The sequence below is a fragment of the Agrobacterium sp. NPDC058088 genome, assembly GCF_042885035.1.
Classification (GTDB): Bacteria; Pseudomonadota; Alphaproteobacteria; order Rhizobiales; family Rhizobiaceae; genus Agrobacterium.
Map to the genome: position 1 here is coordinate 707,686 of NZ_JBHVSU010000001.1, position 18,169 is coordinate 725,854.

Sequence of the window (18,169 nt, forward strand, 5' to 3'; positions counted from 1 at the left end):
AGGTATCAGCTTGCCGATCTTTGGTTGGTTTCAGCGCCTGCTCGTTTCGACCGCAACTCTTCCCCAAGGGTCTGCTCCACCCATGGCAAGAGGGACATAAGGTCATTCCATTCGAAGGAAGCGCCGGCGCGACTGGTTAAATTGTTGTGCCATCTGGTCAGCTCAGAGAAGCGCTGATCGTCGGTTATCCTGACTTCGTGGTCACGATAAACCTTGTTTATCAGCCGTCCGAGCGGATTGATCAGATCGACGAGAAGCTGATGTGAGTCATAATCTCTGCCGGTAGACTGCCCACCTTCGAACATATCTCCTTGCCCGGTGACGAGCCAGGATATGTTCACGCCGAACTCCCGGTGATACGCGGAAAGCAGTTCGGCGTCGGGCACGCGTTCACCCCGTTCATAGTGTGCCAGACCGCTTTTACTGATCACCAGCCGGCTGGCGAAGACGTCCCGGTCATCGATATCGAACGCAGCCCTCACAGCTCGGAGGCGTCTTCCTAGGTCTGTCTTGGGCTCGACTTCTTTCCTAGCCAAATTCTTTTAAATTAAATCACAAATGGAGTTTACAAAAATCCAATTGTAATTTAATCCTCTCTGTGTTCGCATATTACCAATGGAAGGGCTTCTGCCAGGACGCCCTTGTTTTAATGAGTTATTTAGCACTGTGTTAAAGGCATCAGCAAGATAGGGTGTGTGCTTCGTGCGCCTGCCTAGATCCAAATATCGCGGGGGTGGTGCTTGATAACTCCCCAGCAATCTTCAAGCGATTCGATTGTGCGGAGATGAAGACAACATCTGAATGTGTAGATCCTCGAAAAGGCAGCCACGATGCGGATTGAAAGGGAAGGGTTGCTCCGTAAGGCGCTCAGTTCGATTGGCAGGGGCATTGCGATGCTCGTTTTGTGCCCATTTATCTTGTTATTCGCGTTTCTATTGATGGCGATGGTGGTGATTTCTCCCGAAATAAAGCCGCGCGAAGAAAGGCAACGCTGATCGGACTTACTCGCGCCAATGGGGGCTGCCGCAGGTATGGAAAATATGGAGAATATTATTGGTGGCATCTTAATATACTTCAGCAACAGGCCGTTGCTGCTGGTTTTGATCGTATCGATTTTTATGTGGTGGATGGCGATTTTTTGCACGCGATTCATTGTCTCGATGCTCTAACTGCATTGATTGAGGGACCTTTTCACCGCAAGGAATTTCACATTGGGCGAGCTCGGCTCTCCGCCGGAAATACTGCTCAGCTATGGCACTCCTGCAATTTAGGGTGCCGGATGGACCGACTTTTAAGAGTGCAATTTCAGATTGCGTTCGCTGGTCGTGGATGAAAAATCGATTGCTGTCGTTAAATGCCCGTCGGGCGTTTGAGGACTTGGTTTCAGCACCTATAAAAGTTCAGCGCCGAATTATGCCGCGACCGCGTTATAAAACTATTATATTCATGGAGTAGAGATGCAATTTGGAACATGTGCGTTATTCGATGTGCCTCTTAGAGTGCAGTCCACAAAAATGCACAATTTATTCCCAATTCCATAACTTGCTGATATATATTCGAAATATGTAAAGCTTGACCTCGTGGACAGGTTTCTCCCCGCGGTTTTTTCGCATTTGCGAGAAGATTTGCTTGACCTAAAGTAAATGATTAGCTTAGATGTGCTTGTTTCAGGGGACGACTGAAATTGGCTGCATTAGGCCTCGGAAGTGTTCCGAATATAAGCACTGCCAGACTATATTACTTTCTATATTCTATTTTTTTCATTACGTATAAACCGCTTCGGGAAACTGGGGCGGTTTTTTACGTATAGCTAATTTAGGCAATTTAAAATTGAATTTGAAGAGCCTCACGCAAAGGCGTTCTTTCATTCCTGTTTTTATAGAAAAGATATAGCGCGGAAAGAGTTATACTCACTCCGGCGCATAACCCACGCGCTTGTCTGAAAACGCAGTTTGTCTGCAGCCGTCGCGCGAAGGCGGATCGGCTCAGTTTCCCATTTGGCGTCGTTTCAGGGCGGCCAGGGCGTCTTTTGCAAAGGCGGAGAGGGGCTCGGGCAGTTTATCCGGATCAAACCAGCCGATAGCGGAAAGCTTGTCCGGTTCGGTCAGTATTGGTTCACCCTGCACATCGCGGGTGACGAAGATCAACGAGACCCAGTGGTGACGGTCTTCCGGATCGATAAATTCGCTGTGGCAGAGAAATTCGACGGTGCCGATCTGAAGGCCGGTTTCCTCTTCGGCCTCCCGCCGCGCAGCGGCGAGGCACGTCTCGAGGTGATCCACCTTGCCGCCTGGAATGTTCCAGTATCCGGCTTCCGGCGCTTTCAGGCGCCGGCACAAAAGCAGGCGGCCTTCGCGCAATATGACAAGGCCCACACCAACGCCGGGAAAATCGAGGCCGGGCTTGATGGTCGATGTCATGCTGTCCATGCGCTGGTCAGGCCTTGGCGTTGGCCACGATCAGCATGAAGGCGGGAATGTCGTCGCCAAATCCTACGGGTGTCGGGCCATCGTCGTGGTCGCGATAGTGGCGGCGACGCTCGCGGTTGTCGTCATTGGCATGCAGCGGGTTGCGGCTGTTGCGCTCGGAATTGCGCGGGGTCTTTTCCGGTCTGCGTTCTGCTTTCACCCTGTCGTCTCCGTGAGGCGCGATGTCGGTATCCACTGCGGATTGTGCATCCTGATTGATGTTCTCGACCGGCGATACGGCAGCATCGCGACGGTTCCTGTCACGGCCTCTGCCGCCACGTTCCTTATTGCCACGGCGACCGGAATTGCTTTCGAAGCTCTCCATCGGCGCGGGAAGGGTAGAGAGATCGCCGTTCAGCCATTCGATCTTTTCGGCAATCAGCTTTTCGATTGCGTCGAGATATTTCGCGTCGCTCTTGGTGACGATGGTGAAGGCCTTGCCCGACCGGCCCGCACGACCGGTGCGGCCAATGCGGTGAACATAGTCTTCGGCATGAATGGGAACATCAAAGTTGAAGACGTGGCTGACATCAGGGATATCAAGTCCGCGTGCGGCAACGTCGGAAGCGACCAGCAGCGTCAGGTTTCCATCCCGGAAGTTCTGCAACATCGTCGTGCGCGAGCGCTGATCCATGTCGCCATGCAGCGCGCCGACGGAAAAGCCGTGACGATCAAGCGAACGGAACAGATCAGCCACATCCTTCTTGCGGTTGCAGAAGATGATGGCGTTCTTGAGCTCGGCTTCTTCGGCGCGGACCAGATCGCGCAGGACGGCGCGCTTTTCGTAGTCCTTATTGTGCGCGGCGACGATACGTTGCGTTACCGTCTTTGCGGTCGAGGAGGGTTTTGCAACCTCGATACGCGTCGGGTTCTGCAGGAACCGGTCAGCCAGCTTCTGGATTTCCGGCGGCATGGTGGCCGAGAAGAACAGCGTCTGCCGGGTGAAGGGGATCATCTTGGCGATACGCTCGATATCCGGGATGAAGCCCATGTCGAGCATGCGGTCGGCTTCGTCGATGACGAGGATTTCTACGCCGGTCATCAGCAGCTTGCCGCGTTCGCAATGGTCCAGAAGACGGCCTGGGGTGCAGATGAGGACATCCGCGCCACGCTCAAGCTTGCGATCCTGCTCTTCGAAGGACACGCCGCCGATGAGCAGGGCAACGTTCAGCTTGTGATTCTTGCCGTATTTCTCAAAGTTTTCCGCCACCTGCGCCGCAAGCTCGCGGGTCGGCTCGAGGATCAGCGTGCGTGGCATTCTGGCGCGCGCGCGGCCCTTTTCGAGCAGCGTCAGCATCGGCAGAACGAAGGACGCGGTTTTGCCCGTGCCGGTCTGTGCGATACCGCAGATATCACGCTTTTCCAGCGCCGGCGGAATGGCGCCAGCCTGAATGGGTGTCGGCGTGGTGTAGCCGGCATCTGCAATAGCGGAAAGAACTTTTTGGCTCAGGCCAAGATCAGAGAATGTTGTCAAAGGAAGAACTTTTTCCGTTCTGGTTCGGTAAGAACACCTGCGTGCCGCGACGGCACTTGCAAAGACTTGGCGCGGGGATAGGCCCAAATTGCCGGAAAGTCAAGGAAACAACGGGGAAAGCGCGCGAAACGTGATGCTCCGGGCGGGGCATTTGAGCCTTGGTCGTGAATTTGTGCGATTTATCGTTAAAAGAGCAAAAGAAGCGTTAAAGTCGGCCTGCTATTTCAGATAGGTTTTCAGCTCCGCCCCGGCGATCAGGAACCGCATGGGATCTACCGGCGTATCGTTGCGCCGCACTTCGTAATGCACATGCGGGCCGGTGGAGCGCCCGGTGCTGCCGGCGCGGCCGATGACGTCGCCGGCTTCCACCCGGTCGCCAGCCCGCACGAGGATGGCGGAGAGATGGCCGAATCGGGTGGAGACGCCCTGGCCGTGATCGATCTCGACCATATTGCCGTAACCGCCGGAGTTTTCCGCCACCGTCACCCTGCCGGCGCCGGTGGATTTAACGTCCGCGCCTGTTTCAGCACGAAAATCGATGCCGGTATGCAAGGCGGGACGTCCGAGAAACGGATCCATACGGTTGCCGAATCGGCTGGTGATCGCCCGCCCGGGGGCGGGGTTGCCGAAGGGCAGGGCGGTTGCGGTTTCTTTGACGACATCAAGCCGGTTCAGCGCATTGTCGAGACTGGTGAGAGACAGGTTGAACGGATCGGTCTCACCGCCCAAGGGCGCGGCATAGGGACCGCCAACATCCTCCGTGCCGTTTTCTTCGATCTTCAGGCCCGCCTGCCGGATGATCTCCTGCATGGCGCTTGCCTTGTCCTCGGCGTCGCTGGTCAGCCTGGCAATGCGCGATATCTGCTGGCGTTCTATATCCTTCAACGACAGCGTGACCTTGGAGAAAACCCGGTCTGCCCGGTCGGAAGCTGTTTCGCCGGCTTCAGGCATATAAGCGGCCCGTCTGTCGGTCGCTGCGGCTTTTTCCGGCGCCTGCTTTTTCGACGTCATCAGTTTTTCAATGGCGGAAAGGCCGCCGGACAGGTCGGCGCGTTTTTCCGGGGCCATGGCGTTCGAGAGGGAGGAGGACGCAGCCGGAGCTTCTGCCGCGATGCCGGAATTTTCAGCCCTTTCGAGAAGCTCGCTCATGCGGCCGTGGCGGGAGGTCAGCGCGGCCTGCTGTTCCAGCAGCTTTTCCACTTTCTTTTCAACGACCTGCTGATCGAGCAATTGCCGGGAGGTGACGCGGTCCACCTGGGCTCGCAAGGCCGCAATGCGGTCTTCATAGTCGTTCTGCATGCGCGTCTGGCGCGCCATGGTCGCGCCGATCAGGTCGTCGCGCAAAATGAGATAGCTGGTTGCGCCGAGATAGCCGAGCGAAAACAGGCCGATCGTGCAGCCGGCAAGCGCTGCCATCCACGGCCGGATGGTCATGTGCCGCACGCTTTCGCCGCGCGCGAGGATGAGCACGTGCGGTTCACGCTTTTTGCCGAATACCCGGTTTTCTGCCGTATCAGTCACAATCTCTCTCCGGACTGGCCGATTTCTTAAGCGAAATCATAATTCGTTAAGGTTAACAAAGTTTTGCCGGAGAGGCGTTTCGGTATTGTCGGCTATTGGCTTACGGATGTGAGCGAGCGGTAAAAGGACGGCGTCAGGCCGGCTTCGGCGCGGGCGAGGTCGTTGAAAGGCGGTTTCAGCGGGCCACGGAAATTGGCGCGGACCAGCTGCCTGAAGGTCGCGGCAGGATCCTTCTTTTCGCGCGCGCAGAGGAAACGGAACCATTTGGCGCCGATCGCGACGTGGCCCTTTTCGTCATTATAGATCACATCGAGAACCGCAGCGCTTTCCAGATCGCCGGTCTCGCGCATCTTGGCCTGCAGGGAAGGAGTGACGTCAAGCCCACGCGCCTCAAGGATGAGCGGCACGACCGCAAGCCGCGCGGTCAGATCGTTGCGGGTGGAATGCGCGGCCTGCCAAAGCCCGTCATGGGCGGGCAGGTCCCCATAATCGGCCCCGAGGCTTCGCAGCCGGTCCCGAACCAGCCGGAAATGTTTCGCTTCCTCGAAAGCGACCTGCATCCAGCCATCGAAAAAGGAATAGGGCACCGGCTCGCTGGCATAACGGGCGACGATATCGAGCGCGAGATCGACGGCGTTGAGTTCGATATGGGCGATGGCGTGCAGGAGGGCGATGCGACCCTTGACGCTGTGAAGCGAACGGCGCTCCACCGCGGTCGGTGGAACGAGTTCCGGCTTCGCAGGCTTGCCCGGTCGCTCGGGCAGGGGCGGATCGAGCGGCGAGCGCAATGACAGCCGGCGCTCGAACCAGCGCGTTGCCGTTTCCTGCGCGAGTTCGGTCTTTCGGTCGAGATCGGCACTGGCGATCGCTTCCGTGGCGCCGCCGCGCAGGGACATGATTTTGGCCGGAAGCATCACGGCTGGAGGGTCCTCAAAGCTTTTTTGCGGCCTCGAGAACGGCCTGGGCGTGACCGGCAACCTTCACCTTGTTCCAGATTTCGGCGATCGTGCCATCCCGCCCGATGAGGAAGGTGGTGCGTTCAACACCCATGTATTTTTTCCCATACATGCTTTTTTCCTTCCAGACGCCGTAGGCTTCCAGAACCTTCCTCTCCTCGTCGGAGGCGAGTATGACGGAAAGGGAATGTTTTGCCGCAAATTTGTCGTGGCTTTTGACACTGTCGGGCGAAATTCCGATGACGACGGCATTGGCTGCCTCGAATTCTCCGCCGAGCGCGCTGAAGTCGATCGCTTCGGCGGTGCAGCCCGATGTATCGTCCTTCGGGTAGAAATAGAGGATGACGGCCTTGCCTTGTAATTTCGACAATGTCACCGTCCCTTCACCATTACGGGGCAAGGTGAAATCGGGGGCTGTGCTGCCAATCGTCAAGTCTGTCATAATCTACCTTTCTTTCGCCGGGATGTTGAGGGAAAGTCGCCACATTCGATATATAGCGAAACCGCGCGTCGTCCAGTGTTGCGGCGAAACAAAAGCTACTTAGAGGCAAACACGGGCGTATGTCTGAAATAAGGGGTGAAAAGGTTACGTTCGGCAAGCGCGATATGATCGCGCTGCATGAGCTTCCTTCGGCTCAGGCCGAAGACCCGATCATCGTGCATTGCCCGCCGCCGCGCTCCATGATGCGCGCTTTCTGCAAGATTTTTGCGGCCCTTTTCGTGCTGGCCTTCCTGTCCATCGGCGGCATCATCCTGTCGGTCGAGACCGGCTCCATCGACAAGACGCTTTCGAGCCAGGCGCAGCAGGCGTTGGAAAAGGCGCTCGGACCCCATTACAGCGCGCGGATCGGCTCCTCGGCGATCCGCTTTTCCACCGGGCTGCGGCTGGCGCTGGTGGCCGAGGACGTGGATATCATTGAGAAGGACTCCGGCCAGCATCTGAGCCGGGCCCGGGCGATCGGCATGGCGCTCGATCCTCTTGCGCTTCTGGCCGGCCACGTATCGGTGCAGAGCCTCGAAGCAGACGGCATGGAACTCGACACGGCGCTTTTGCCAAAGGGCAACGGTTTCGATCTCGCCAGCATCAAGCTTGAGGCCGTGCCGCAGCAATTGCAGGCGGCCTTCGGGCAACTTGACAAGCTTGCCCAGGCTTTTCTGAGCAGCGGCACCGAAGAAATCGATATTTCCAGCGTTTCGGTGCACCTGCCGCCCGGTGAACAGGGCAAGCCGCGCACCATCGAAGTGCGGGAACTGTCGCTGACGCCGGATCAGCAGGGCGGATATTCGCTTGATGGAGAAACCCTGTTTAACGGGGAAATAGCCAGCGTGTCGCTGAGGACCTCCGGCGCGGGCGGTATGATTGATGGTTTTGATGCCCGCATCGACGGTTTCGATATCGGCCCGTTCCTCGAAAAATTCGATCCCGACGGAAATCTCCATGAAGGCCTGAACGTCAAGACCGGCGTGAATATCGTCGCCCGGCGGGCCACGGCGGCGCAGGAGCCGCGGCTGGACGTTTCGCTCGGCCTTGGCAATGGAACGCTGATGATTGGCGGCGAGTCCCAGCCGTTCACGACCGGCACGGTGCATGCGCGTTATGATTTTGCAAAAAACAGCCTGGTCATCGACAATTCACGGGTGGAACTCGGGCGGACGATTATTCCCGTCAACGGTGAAATCAGCGATACGGAAGAGGGCTTCGGCCTTTCACTGAGAGTAGACAATGGCGTCGCTTCCTCCGAAGCCTCGGGCGAAGCACCCGTTCCTTTCAACCTGAAAGCGGACGGCCATTTTACGACGGCCACGAGGCAGCTCGACGTTCCCTCGCTTTACGTCAGCGGCCCGCTCGGAGACATGGCGGGGTCGCTGAAAATCCGGTTTGGCGAGGGTTCGCCGGAAATCAGCTTTGGCGGCCAGATTCCGAAGATGGAGGCGACAGCCGTCAAACAGCTCTGGCCGTTCTGGATGGCGCACAAGCCGCGCGACTGGGTGGTCTCCAATCTTTACGGCGGCACCATCACCAATGGGTCAATCGCGATCTTCATTCCGCAGGGGCGTATGTGCGGCCCCGGCTGCCCGCTGGTGCTGGGCGAAAGCGAGATGCAGATCCGCTTCGACATTGACGAGACGCGCCTCAACACAACAGGCGACATACCGCCGCTGCGCGATGTCGATGCGCATTTCGACCTCGTCGGCGGCAAGATGACAGTCGATATCAAGGAGGGGACATCCTATTTTCCGTCCAACCGGACGCTTTCGCTGGAGAACAGCCGCTTTCTCATTTCAGATGTGTATGAGAAGCCGCTGCTCGGCAATCTCGACCTGAATGTTTCGGGCTCGGCCGATGCCGTGGCGGAGCTTGCGACGCTCAAACCCATCAATGCGCTCAAGGATACCCAGTTCAAGCCAGAGGATTTCACCGGCGACGTCAATGCCAATGCGAAACTGACCGTTGGCATGCTTTCCAGCCAGAACCCGCCGCCGCCGGTGTGGACCGCCGATCTCGACCTGAAGAACCTGGCGCTGACCAAACCCTTCGCCGGCCACAGGGTGACCGCGCTTGATGGTTTCATGTCGCTGAACGACCAGCAGCTTAAACTGGAGGGCAAGGGCCGGGTGGATGATGTGCCGATGGATATTGTGATGACGGAGCCGGTGCGCAAGAACAGCAATATCGCTCCCACCCTGTCCCTGAAAGCCACCTTGAACGAGACGCAGGTCGCCAAGCTCGCGCCCGAACTTTCCACCGTCCTTGGCGGTACGACGGCGATCGAAATCAACGGCGCCGACCCCAAGAGCCAGGACATCAAGCTCGATCTTACCAAGGCATCGATCATCCTGCCGGGGCTTGGCTGGAGCAAGGGCATCGGCATTCCCGCCAGCGCCGCCTTCACCATGCAAGCGGCGGACGGGCGCACGACGATCAGCGACTTCTCCCTCGATGGGGATGGCTTCGGTGCCGCCGGCGACATTGTCTTCAGCAAAAACGGTTTGATTTCCGCCGATCTCAGCCGCGTGAAACTTTCGCCAGCCGATAATTATGCCGTTTCGGTCGCTGCCTCGAAGAACGGCTATATCGTCAATGCGTCGGGGAAATCGGCCGATCTGCGGCCCTTCATCTCGAAGCTGCGCAGTTCCTCGAATGGTGGCGACGGCACATCCCGTTCGCAGCCCACGCTTTCCGTGAAGGCGCAGTTCGACAAGGTGTACGGTTTCAACGACGAGGTGCTTGCCAACGTCAATGCCGATGTCAGCGTGCGCGATGGCAAGGTCCGCTCGATCGACGTGCGAGGCGTCACCGGCAATGGTCAGGCGGTCGTGGCGCAGACCACCAATCGCGGATCGGCGGGCACTGTGACATTGACCAGCAGCGACGCCGGTTCGCTCGCCCGTTTTGCCAATATCTACAGCCGCATCCGCGGTGGTCTTCTGAACCTGTCACTGACCACGTCCAATGGAAGCGACTGGAGCGGTTCGCTCGACCTGCGCAATTTTGCGGTCCTTAACGAAGCCAAATTGCAGGACATCGTCGCCACGCCAACGGGAGAGGACGGCAGGAGCCTTAACAATGCGGTGCGCCGCAACATCGATGTCAGCTCGGAAAAATTCCAGCGGGGCTTTGCCCGCGTCGTTTATGTCAACGGTTCGATCGCGGTGGAAAACGGGGTTGTGCGCGGTGAACAGATCGGCGCAACATTCCAGGGGCTGCTGAAGGATCAGAATGGCCGCATGGACATGACCGGCACCTTCATGCCCGCCTACGGGCTGAACCGGCTGTTCGGCGAGTTGCCCTTCATCGGCATCTTCCTCGGCAACGGCCGTGACCGCGGCCTGCTCGGCATCACCTTCAAGCTTTCCGGCCAGACGGACCAGCCGAAGCTGACGATCAACCCGCTGTCGCTGATTGCGCCCGGTGTCTTCCGGCAGATTTTCGAGTTTCAATAAAAAGGGCCGCTTTCGCGGCCCTTCATCAGACGTTTTGCGCAGCTTTTACGCCGGGCGAACCAGAACGTGCTTCTTCTTGCCAACCGATAGCTTGATGACGCCGTCGCCGGTCACCTCACCGGTGCCGATCATCTGACGCTCGTCGGAAATGCCCTGATCGTTGATCTTCACCGCACCGCCCTGAACGTGGCGGCGGGCTTCGCCATTCGAACCGGCAAGGCCGGCACGGACGATGAGGGAGAGCACGCCGACGCCGGCTTCGAGTTCGGATGCAGGAACCTCGATGGAGGGCAGGTTTTCGGCGAGCGCGCCTTCCTCGAAGGTCTTGCGCGCCGTTTCGGCAGCTTCTTCCGCAGCGGCGCGGCCATGCAGGATCGCCGTTACTTCCGTTGCGAGAATTTTCTTCGCTTCGTTGATCTCCGATCCGCCAAGCGCCGCAATGCGAGCGATTTCATCCATCGGCAGGGTGGTGAACAACTTGGCGAAGCGCACGACGTCAGCATCTTCTGTATTGCGCCAGTACTGCCAGAAATCATAGACCGGCAGCAGGTCCTTGTTCAGCCATACCGCACCCGACGCCGACTTGCCCATCTTGGCACCCGAAGAGGTGGTCAGAAGCGGCGAGGTCAGCGCGTAAAGCTGTGGTGTCCCCATGCGGTGACCGAGGTCGATGCCGTTGATGATGTTGCCCCACTGGTCAGAGCCGCCCATCTGCAGGCGGCAGCCTGTCCGCTGGTTCAGCTCCACGAAGTCGTAGGCCTGCAGGATCATGTAGTTGAATTCGAGGAAGGACAGCGACTGCTCGCGGTCGAGGCGCGTCTTCACGCTGTCGAAGGACAGCATGCGGTTGACCGAGAAGTGGCGGCCAACATCGCGCAGGAATTCAAGGTAATTCAGACCACGCAGCCAGTCGGCATTGTTGATCATCAGCGCCGGGTTCTCGGCGCGATCGTAATCGAGGTAATTGGCGAAGACATGCTTGAGCGAGGTGATGTTGTCCTCGATCATGTCGATCGTCATCAGCTTGCGGGCCTCTTCCTTGAAGGAGGGATCACCAACCATGCCGGTGCCGCCACCCATTAGCGAGATCGGCTGGTGGCCGGTCTTCTGCATCCAGTGCAGCATCATGATCTGGGTGAGGTGGCCAACATGCAAACTTGAGGCCGTCGGGTCATAGCCAATATAGGCGGTCACGGTTTCCTTGGCGAACAGTTCGTCGAGACCTGCCTCATCGGAGATCTGGTGAATGAAGCCGCGCTCATCGAGCGTGCGGAGGAAATCGGACTTGAACCTGGACATAACCTTTGACTTTCTGGTTTGATCTGTGCGGCCATCGAAAACCAATGACCGTGGCGGCTTTATCATTGTTTTTTGAAATGTGCACCCGTTTCGGCCATGAATGTCGGGATTCAAGGCAAGCATGATTCGAGATTGCAGGGGAGCGGCAGGTGGGCGAGGTCAAAACGGCAATCGGGCTGATGAGCGGCACATCGATGGACGGCATCGATATCGCCCTGTTGCGCACGGATGGTGAAAGCGTGGTTCGGCATGGGCCGAGCGGTTATTTTCCCTATGATCCCGGCCTGCGAACCATCTGGCAGAAGGCGCTGACGACAGCGAAATCCATTTGTGAGCGTCGCGAGCGCCCCGGCGATCTTGATGAGGCCGAGCGCAAGCTGACGCTTGCCCATGCGGCGGCGGTGAAATCCTTTCTCCACCGTCACCGGCTTCAGCCCGGTGATATCGATGTCATCGGTTTTCATGGCCAGACGGTGCTGCACAGGCCGGACGAGGCGCTGACGGTACAGATCGGCGACGGCGCGCTGCTAGCGGAAGAAGTCGGCATCGATGTGGTTTACGATATGCGCGCCAATGACATGGTGCATGGCGGGCAGGGCGCGCCACTGATCCCCGCCTACCACATGGCACTCTCCGCCAATCTGCCTGACGGGTTTGAGACGCCTGCGGTCTTCGTCAATATCGGCGGTATCTCCAACCTCACCTACATCGGTGAAGCTGGCCAGCTTGCCGCTTTCGACAGCGGTCCCGGCAATATGTTGATCGACCAGTGGATCGAAGCGCATACGGGCAAGGCTTTCGACAAGGGCGGCAGGACGGCGGCGGGTGGCAGTGTCGTTTTCTCGCTGGTGGCGCGATATATGGAAAGCTCGTTCTTTTCCGCCAATATTCGCCGTTCGCTAGATCGCAGCGATTTTGCGCCTCCGCAAAAGGGCGAGGTCTCTCTGGCGGACGGCGCGCGCACGCTGGCGCATCTGACAGGCGCTGCCATTCTGAAGTCGGCAAGTTATCTGCCGGAGGCGGCGAGGACCTATGTGGTCTGTGGTGGCGGGCGGTTGAACCCGGTGATCATGGAAGAGTTTGCTAACCTTGCCGCTAAGGTCGGTGCGCGGGTGATTGCGGCGGAGGAGGCGGGTTTTGATGGCGGCGCGATGGAGGCGGAGGCCTGGGCCTATCTGGCGGTGCGTTCGCTGAAGGGGCTGCCGTTGACCTATCCCGGTACGACGGGGGTGGAGGAGCCGGTGACAGGTGGGGTGTTGGTGCGACGCTAATGACGAAGGAGGATGGGGCTTACCCCCCTCTGCCCTGCCGGGCATCTCCCCCACAAGGAGGGAGATCAACTAGACGCCTGCTCCTCGCCTGAAACTCTACCGTTGAATATGGCCGAAAGGTCGCCGCGATTCGATCTTCCCACCTGTGGGGGAGATGCCCGGCAGGGCAGAGGGGGGTGAACCACACCCGCCGCAGTTATCGAAGGGATAAAACCTACCCTGCCAATGCTCGGCAAATCACCGAATACGCTTGGCCGCCGGTTCCGGCACCAGTTCACCATTCAGGCGACGATCAAGATAGTCCTCGCATTCGCCCATCAACTCATCCACCTTGCCGTTGAAGAAGTGGTTGGCGCCCGGAAGGGTGCGGTGGGTGATGAGGATGCCTTTCTGGGTCTTGAGCTTCTCAACCAGGCCATTCACATCCTTCTCAGGGGCAACCTTGTCGGCATCGCCATTGATGATGAGGCCCGACGACGGGCAGGGCGCGAGGAAGGAGAAGTCGTAGGTATTCGGTTGCGGCGCAATCGACATGAAACCTTCGATTTCCGGACGGCGCATCAGAAGCTGCATGCCGATCCAGGCGCCAAAGGAGTAACCCGCCACCCAACAGCTCTTAGAATCGGGATGCAGGCTCTGCACCCAGTCGAGCGCCGAGGCGGCGTCGGACAGCTCGCCCGCACCGTGATCGAACTCGCCCTGGCTGCGGCCAATCGAACGGAAATTGAACCGGAGCGTCGTGAAACCGCGCTTCTGGAAAAGATAAAAGAGCTGATAGACGATCTGGTTGTTCATCGTGCCGCCAAACTGCGGGTGCGGATGAAGGATGATCGCTATCGGCGCGCTCTTTTCCTTGGAGGGTTGATAACGGCCTTCGAGGCGACCCGCAGGGCCGTTAAAGATGACTTCGGGCATTGGTACTCCGGTCGTGTTTTTTCATTCTCCAACCGCATTCTACCCATGAGAAGACTTGACGAACTGTGTCATCTTTTCTAGAACGCAGTTTAGAATAATTCGAAACTTTGCGTGTGCTTAAGCACTCGGACCGTGTCATAAGGCAAGCGCAACTGTAATTTCAAGAAAAATGCGTTTTTGCGCATGGAAGATTGGATAAAGCCTCACCGCCATGACGGTTTTGACGCGCACATATATGGACTGGAACGCCACGGCGCCGCTTCTGCCGGCCGTGCGGGAGGTTCTCGTGTCTGCGCTCGACGTGGCTGGTAACCCGTCTTCCGTGCACCGCGAAGGCCGGGCCGCCCGCGCCGCAATCGAGACTGCCCGCCGCGAAGTTGCGGTGCTGACCGGAGCTGAGGCCTCCCACGTGACCTTCACCAGCGGCGCGACGGAAGCTGCCAATCTGGTGCTGACACCGGATTTCAAAATGGGGCGCAGTCCGGTCCGGGTGAGCCATCTTTATGTATCTGCGATCGAGCACCCGGCTTTCCGCGAAGGCGGCCGGTTCAACAAGGATAACGTAACGGAAATTCCCGTAACGTCAGCCGGTGTTCTCGATCTCGCGGCACTTGAGGGGCTGTTGTCCTCGCATGATAAATCCGCTGGTCTGCCGCTGGTCGCCTGCATGCTCGTCAATAACGAGACCGGCATTCTCCAGCCCGTGACGGAAGCAGCGCGGCTGGTTCATGCGGCAGGCGGCCTGATGGTTGTCGACGCTGTTCAGGCGGCCGGCCGTATTCCGCTCGATATCAACGCGCTCGATGCCGATTTTATTGTGATTTCGTCTCACAAGCTCGGCGGCCCGAAGGGTGCCGGCGCTCTCATTTCGCGCGGCGAGGTGATGATGCCGAAGCCGCTGATCCATGGGGGCGGGCAGGAAAAGGGCCATCGTTCGGGTACGGAAAATACTCTGTCTGTTATTGGTTTTGGTGCTGCAGCCGCTGTTGCTGCTCGGAATGTCGAGGCCGAGGCGGCGCGTCTTTCCGCGCTGCGGGCGCGGCTGGAAAACGGTATGCGGGTGAACGCGCCTGATGTGATCATCCACGGCGACGATGTCATGCGCGTCGCCAACACCACGTTTTTTACGCTTCCGGGCCTGAAGGCCGAGACCGGGCAGATCGCCTTCGATATAGAAGGTATCGCACTTTCCGCCGGCTCGGCCTGCTCATCGGGCAAGGTGGGCGAAAGCCATGTGCTGAGCGCGATGGGGCACGATCCCAAGCTCGGCGCGCTCAGGATTTCTCTCGGTCACGCAACTGACGAGGCCGATATCGACAGGACGCTTGCGGCGTTTGCAAAAATTGCCGGACGGCGCAAGCTGTCCGGTCAGGCCGCTTAAAATGCGGCAAAGAATTGCGGAATAGCAATTTTCCGCTTGCCGGGATGTGTGAAAAGCGCCATCCCGCACCTACATGGGTATAAGCTCTGCCCCGGCCGACGGCTCGGAGCGATTTGCCCGAAGATGAATAAGGCGGCTTTCCGCCTTGATACGTTGACAAGCCACCGGACCTTGGCTCCGGCGAGATTGGAGAACGACATGGCAGCGGTTCAGGAAACGATCGATCAGGTCCGCCAGATCGATGTGGACCAGTATAAATACGGCTTCGAAACCAATATCGAAGTCGACAAGGCCCCGAAGGGTCTTTCGGAAGAGGTGATCCGTTTCATCTCGGCCAAGAAGCAGGAGCCGGAATGGATGCTGGAATGGCGTCTTGAGGCTTACAAGCGCTGGCTGACGATGGAAGAGCCGACCTGGGCGCGCGTCAGCTACCCCAAGATCGACTTCAACGATCTCTATTATTACGCCGCGCCAAAAAGCACGCCCGGCCCGAAGTCGCTCGATGAAGTCGACCCGGAGCTGCTGAAGGTCTATGAAAAGCTCGGCATTCCGCTGAAAGAACAGGAAATTCTCGCTGGCGTCGAAAAGCGTCAGGTTGCGGTGGATGCCGTGTTCGACAGTGTCTCCGTCGTCACCACCTTCAAGGCGGAATTGGCGAAGGCCGGCGTCATCTTCATGTCGATCTCGGAAGCCGTGCGTGAGCACCCCGAGCTGGTGAAGAAATATCTGGGCTCGGTCGTTCCGACGACGGACAATTTCTACGCCACGCTGAACTCGGCCGTCTTTACCGACGGTTCCTTCGTGTTCGTGCCCAAGGGTGTGCGGTGCCCGATGGAGCTTTCCACCTATTTCCGCATCAACGAGAAGAACACCGGCCAGTTCGAGCGCACGCTGATCATCGCCGAAGAAGGCGCTTACGTCTCCTATCTGGAAGGCTGCACCGCGCCGCAGCGCGACGAGAACCAGCTTCACGCCGCCGTTGTCGAACTGGTGGCGCTTGATGATGCCGAAATCAAATATTCCACCGTCCAGAACTGGTATCCGGGCGACAAGGAAGGCAAGGGCGGCATCTATAACTTCGTGACCAAACGCGGTGATTGCCGTGGCAACCGCTCGAAGATTTCGTGGACGCAGGTGGAAACCGGTTCGGCCATCACCTGGAAATACCCGTCCTGCATTCTGCGCGGCGATGACAGCCGTGGCGAGTTCTATTCGATCGCGGTTTCCAACGGCCACCAGCAGATCGACTCAGGCACCAAGATGATCCATCTCGGCAAGAACACGTCGAGCCGCATCATCGCCAAGGGCATTGCCGCCGGTTTCTCGGAAAACGTCTATCGCGGCCAGGTCTCGGCCCACCGCAAGGCGACGAACACGCGTAACTTCACGCAGTGCGACTCGCTGCTGATCGGCGACAAGTGCGGCGCGCATACCGTGCCCTATATCGAGGCAAAGAATTCCTCCGCTCACTTCGAGCATGAGGCGACGACGTCCAAGATTTCCGAAGACCAGCTGTTCTACTGCCTGCAGCGCGGCATTCCCGAAGAAGCGGCCATCGCGCTGATCGTCAACGGCTTCGTAAAGGAAGTCATTCAGGAACTGCCGATGGAATTTGCCGTGGAAGCGCAGAAGCTGATCGGCATTTCGCTGGAAGGTTCTGTGGGATAAGTTTTCCTCGTCATCCTCGGGCTTGTCCCGAGGATCTGCTGCGGTGGCTGTTAGAATGAGTGGCTTCGTCTACATGATGTCTGACAAACCGCGCGGGGTAATTTATACCGGTGTCACGAGCGATTTATCGGGACGGGTATGGGAGCATCGAAACGCTGAACGGAAGGGTTACACAGAAAAATATCAGGCGAAAAATCTCGTCTGGTTTGAAACCCACCCAAACATCGTTTTGGCGGTCCAGCGGGAGAAATCGTTGAAGCGCTATCTTCGTGAGTGGAAAATCAAGTTGATCGAAGAGCTGAACCCAACGTGGCTCGATCTTTTTGAGCGCATTGATGAGATCGAAAACGCTTATGTGCCGCACCCGAATACGCTGGCGTCGGATGACTATAATTGACGTGATTAGATCCTCGGGACGAGCCCGAGGATGACGGATGTGAGAATTGAGAGCGACCCGCAAACCGGGTCTACGAGGCGGTCCTTGAAACCGCACCATGAACAGGAACAATACCATGCTTGAAATCATCGACCTGCACGCAAAGATCGCCGATACCGAAACCGAGATCATCAAGGGTCTCAACCTGAAGGTTGCTGCCGGTGAGGTTGCCGCCATCATGGGGCCGAACGGTTCCGGCAAGTCGACGCTGTCCTATATCCTGTCGGGCCGTGAGGACTACGAAGTCACCTCCGGTGACATTCTCTATAACGGCGAAAGCATTCTGGAACTGGATGCCGCCGAGCGCGCTGCCAAGGGCATCTTCCTTGCCTTCCAGTACCCGGTCGAAATTCCCGGCGTTGCCACCATGCAGTTCCTGAAGGTTGCGATGAACGAGCAGCGCAAGGCGCGCGGCGAGTCCGAACTGACGACGCCGGACTTTATCCGCCGCGTCAAGGAAGCGGCCGGCGATCTGAAGATCGACATGGAGATGCTGAAGCGTCCGCTCAACGTCGGTTTCTCCGGTGGTGAGAAGAAGCGCGCCGAAATCCTGCAGATGGCGCTGTTGGAGCCGAAACTCTGCGTTCTCGACGAAACCGATAGCGGCCTCGATATCGACGCCCTGAAGATCGTGGCTGACGGCGTCAACGCGCTGAAGTCGCCGGATCGCGCCACCGTCGTCATCACCCACTATCAGCGCCTGCTCGATTATATCGTGCCTGACAGCGTGCATGTTCTCTACAAGGGCAAGATCATCCGCTCGGGTGACAAGGCTCTCGCGCTGGAACTGGAAAACAACGGTTACGCCGACATCATCGGTGAAGCGGCCTGATCG

General features: G+C 58.2%; 15 protein-coding genes. 7 read left to right on the forward strand and 8 right to left on the reverse strand.

Going from position 1 to position 18,169, the window contains the following annotated elements; genetic code table 11:
• Positions 1-5 precede the first annotated feature (5 nt).
• Complete coding sequence (locus tag ACFVTJ_RS03490; protein WP_386904652.1) at positions 6-536, reverse strand: helix-turn-helix domain-containing protein; 531 nt, start codon at positions 534-536, stop codon at positions 6-8.
• A gap of 368 nt (positions 537-904) precedes the next feature.
• On the opposite strand from ACFVTJ_RS03490, the gene ACFVTJ_RS03495 reads away from it, so the two are divergent.
• Complete coding sequence (locus ACFVTJ_RS03495; RefSeq protein ID WP_386904654.1) at positions 905-1,333, forward strand: hypothetical protein; 429 nt, start codon at positions 905-907, stop codon at positions 1,331-1,333.
• Between the two features lie 652 nt (positions 1,334-1,985).
• Here the strand turns inward: ACFVTJ_RS03495 and ACFVTJ_RS03500 are convergent.
• The 5 genes from ACFVTJ_RS03500 to bcp all read right to left on the reverse strand — a co-directional run bounded on the left by ACFVTJ_RS03500 (position 1,986) and on the right by bcp (position 6,861).
• The gene (locus ACFVTJ_RS03500) at positions 1,986-2,429 is read right to left on the reverse strand and encodes an NUDIX domain-containing protein (RefSeq protein ID WP_386904655.1); all 444 of its coding nucleotides are present in this window, start codon (positions 2,427-2,429) and stop codon (positions 1,986-1,988) included.
• A gap of 7 nt (positions 2,430-2,436) precedes the next feature.
• The gene (locus ACFVTJ_RS03505; RefSeq protein ID WP_386904657.1) at positions 2,437-3,942 is read right to left on the reverse strand and encodes a DEAD/DEAH box helicase; all 1,506 of its coding nucleotides are present in this window, start codon (positions 3,940-3,942) and stop codon (positions 2,437-2,439) included.
• A gap of 219 nt (positions 3,943-4,161) precedes the next feature.
• On the reverse strand, positions 4,162-5,463 hold the full coding sequence (locus tag ACFVTJ_RS03510; protein WP_386904659.1) for a M23 family metallopeptidase: 1,302 nt from the start codon (positions 5,461-5,463) through the stop codon (positions 4,162-4,164).
• A 92-nt stretch (positions 5,464-5,555) separates the two neighbouring features.
• On the reverse strand, positions 5,556-6,377 hold the full coding sequence (locus tag ACFVTJ_RS03515; protein WP_386905265.1) for a ferritin-like domain-containing protein: 822 nt from the start codon (positions 6,375-6,377) through the stop codon (positions 5,556-5,558).
• A gap of 16 nt (positions 6,378-6,393) precedes the next feature.
• Positions 6,394-6,861, reverse strand: coding sequence for a thioredoxin-dependent thiol peroxidase (gene bcp / locus ACFVTJ_RS03520; RefSeq protein ID WP_386904661.1), 468 nt, complete (start codon positions 6,859-6,861; stop codon positions 6,394-6,396).
• 119 nt (positions 6,862-6,980) lie between these two features.
• Between bcp and ACFVTJ_RS03525 the strand changes: the two genes are divergently transcribed.
• Positions 6,981-10,364, forward strand: a complete 3,384-nt coding sequence (locus tag ACFVTJ_RS03525; protein ID WP_386904663.1) for a DUF3971 domain-containing protein — start codon at positions 6,981-6,983, stop codon at positions 10,362-10,364.
• 45 nt (positions 10,365-10,409) lie between these two features.
• On the opposite strand, the gene tyrS is transcribed toward ACFVTJ_RS03525, so the two are convergent.
• Positions 10,410-11,663 (reverse strand): tyrosine--tRNA ligase, encoded by a 1,254-nt coding sequence (tyrS, locus tag ACFVTJ_RS03530; RefSeq protein WP_386904665.1) that lies wholly within the window; start codon positions 11,661-11,663, stop codon positions 10,410-10,412.
• Positions 11,664-11,812: 149 nt separating this feature from the next.
• Here tyrS and ACFVTJ_RS03535 point away from each other — a divergent pair, with 149 nt between their 5' ends.
• Complete coding sequence (locus ACFVTJ_RS03535) at positions 11,813-12,934, forward strand: anhydro-N-acetylmuramic acid kinase (RefSeq protein ID WP_386904667.1); 1,122 nt, start codon at positions 11,813-11,815, stop codon at positions 12,932-12,934.
• A 237-nt stretch (positions 12,935-13,171) separates the two neighbouring features.
• Here ACFVTJ_RS03535 and ACFVTJ_RS03540 read toward each other — a convergent pair whose 3' ends face one another.
• A complete protein-coding gene (locus ACFVTJ_RS03540) occupies positions 13,172-13,849 on the reverse strand; it encodes an alpha/beta hydrolase (protein WP_003495402.1) in 678 nt (225 codons plus the stop codon).
• A gap of 211 nt (positions 13,850-14,060) precedes the next feature.
• Here ACFVTJ_RS03540 and ACFVTJ_RS03545 point away from each other — a divergent pair, with 211 nt between their 5' ends.
• The 4 genes from ACFVTJ_RS03545 to sufC all read left to right on the forward strand — a co-directional run bounded on the left by ACFVTJ_RS03545 (position 14,061) and on the right by sufC (position 18,166).
• A complete protein-coding gene (locus ACFVTJ_RS03545) occupies positions 14,061-15,230 on the forward strand; it encodes a cysteine desulfurase family protein (RefSeq protein WP_386904669.1) in 1,170 nt (389 codons plus the stop codon).
• A gap of 198 nt (positions 15,231-15,428) precedes the next feature.
• Positions 15,429-16,898, forward strand: coding sequence for a Fe-S cluster assembly protein SufB (gene sufB, locus ACFVTJ_RS03550; RefSeq protein ID WP_006698793.1), 1,470 nt, complete (start codon positions 15,429-15,431; stop codon positions 16,896-16,898).
• A 55-nt stretch (positions 16,899-16,953) separates the two neighbouring features.
• Entirely contained in the window at positions 16,954-17,295 is a 342-nt protein-coding gene (locus ACFVTJ_RS03555; protein ID WP_386904671.1) for a GIY-YIG nuclease family protein, read from the forward strand.
• A gap of 115 nt (positions 17,296-17,410) precedes the next feature.
• Positions 17,411-18,166, forward strand: a complete 756-nt coding sequence (sufC, locus tag ACFVTJ_RS03560) for a Fe-S cluster assembly ATPase SufC (protein ID WP_003522658.1) — start codon at positions 17,411-17,413, stop codon at positions 18,164-18,166.
• Positions 18,167-18,169 lie beyond the last annotated feature (3 nt).

Coding starts and splice junctions, on each gene's coding strand:
- ACFVTJ_RS03500 (WP_386904655.1), bottom strand. CDS start 2,429: ATGGACAGCATGACATCGACCATCAAGCCCGGCCTCGATTTTCCCGGC.
- ACFVTJ_RS03515 (WP_386905265.1), bottom strand. CDS start 6,377: ATGCTTCCGGCCAAAATCATGTCCCTGCGCGGCGGCGCCACGGAAGCG.
- bcp (WP_386904661.1), bottom strand. CDS start 6,861: ATGACAGACTTGACGATTGGCAGCACAGCCCCCGATTTCACCTTGCCC.
- ACFVTJ_RS03525 (WP_386904663.1), top strand. CDS start 6,981: ATGTCTGAAATAAGGGGTGAAAAGGTTACGTTCGGCAAGCGCGATATG.
- tyrS (WP_386904665.1), bottom strand. CDS start 11,663: ATGTCCAGGTTCAAGTCCGATTTCCTCCGCACGCTCGATGAGCGCGGC.
- ACFVTJ_RS03540 (WP_003495402.1), bottom strand. CDS start 13,849: ATGCCCGAAGTCATCTTTAACGGCCCTGCGGGTCGCCTCGAAGGCCGT.
- ACFVTJ_RS03545 (WP_386904669.1), top strand. CDS start 14,061: ATGACGGTTTTGACGCGCACATATATGGACTGGAACGCCACGGCGCCG.
- sufB (WP_006698793.1), top strand. CDS start 15,429: ATGGCAGCGGTTCAGGAAACGATCGATCAGGTCCGCCAGATCGATGTG.
- ACFVTJ_RS03555 (WP_386904671.1), top strand. CDS start 16,954: ATGAGTGGCTTCGTCTACATGATGTCTGACAAACCGCGCGGGGTAATT.
- sufC (WP_003522658.1), top strand. CDS start 17,411: ATGCTTGAAATCATCGACCTGCACGCAAAGATCGCCGATACCGAAACC.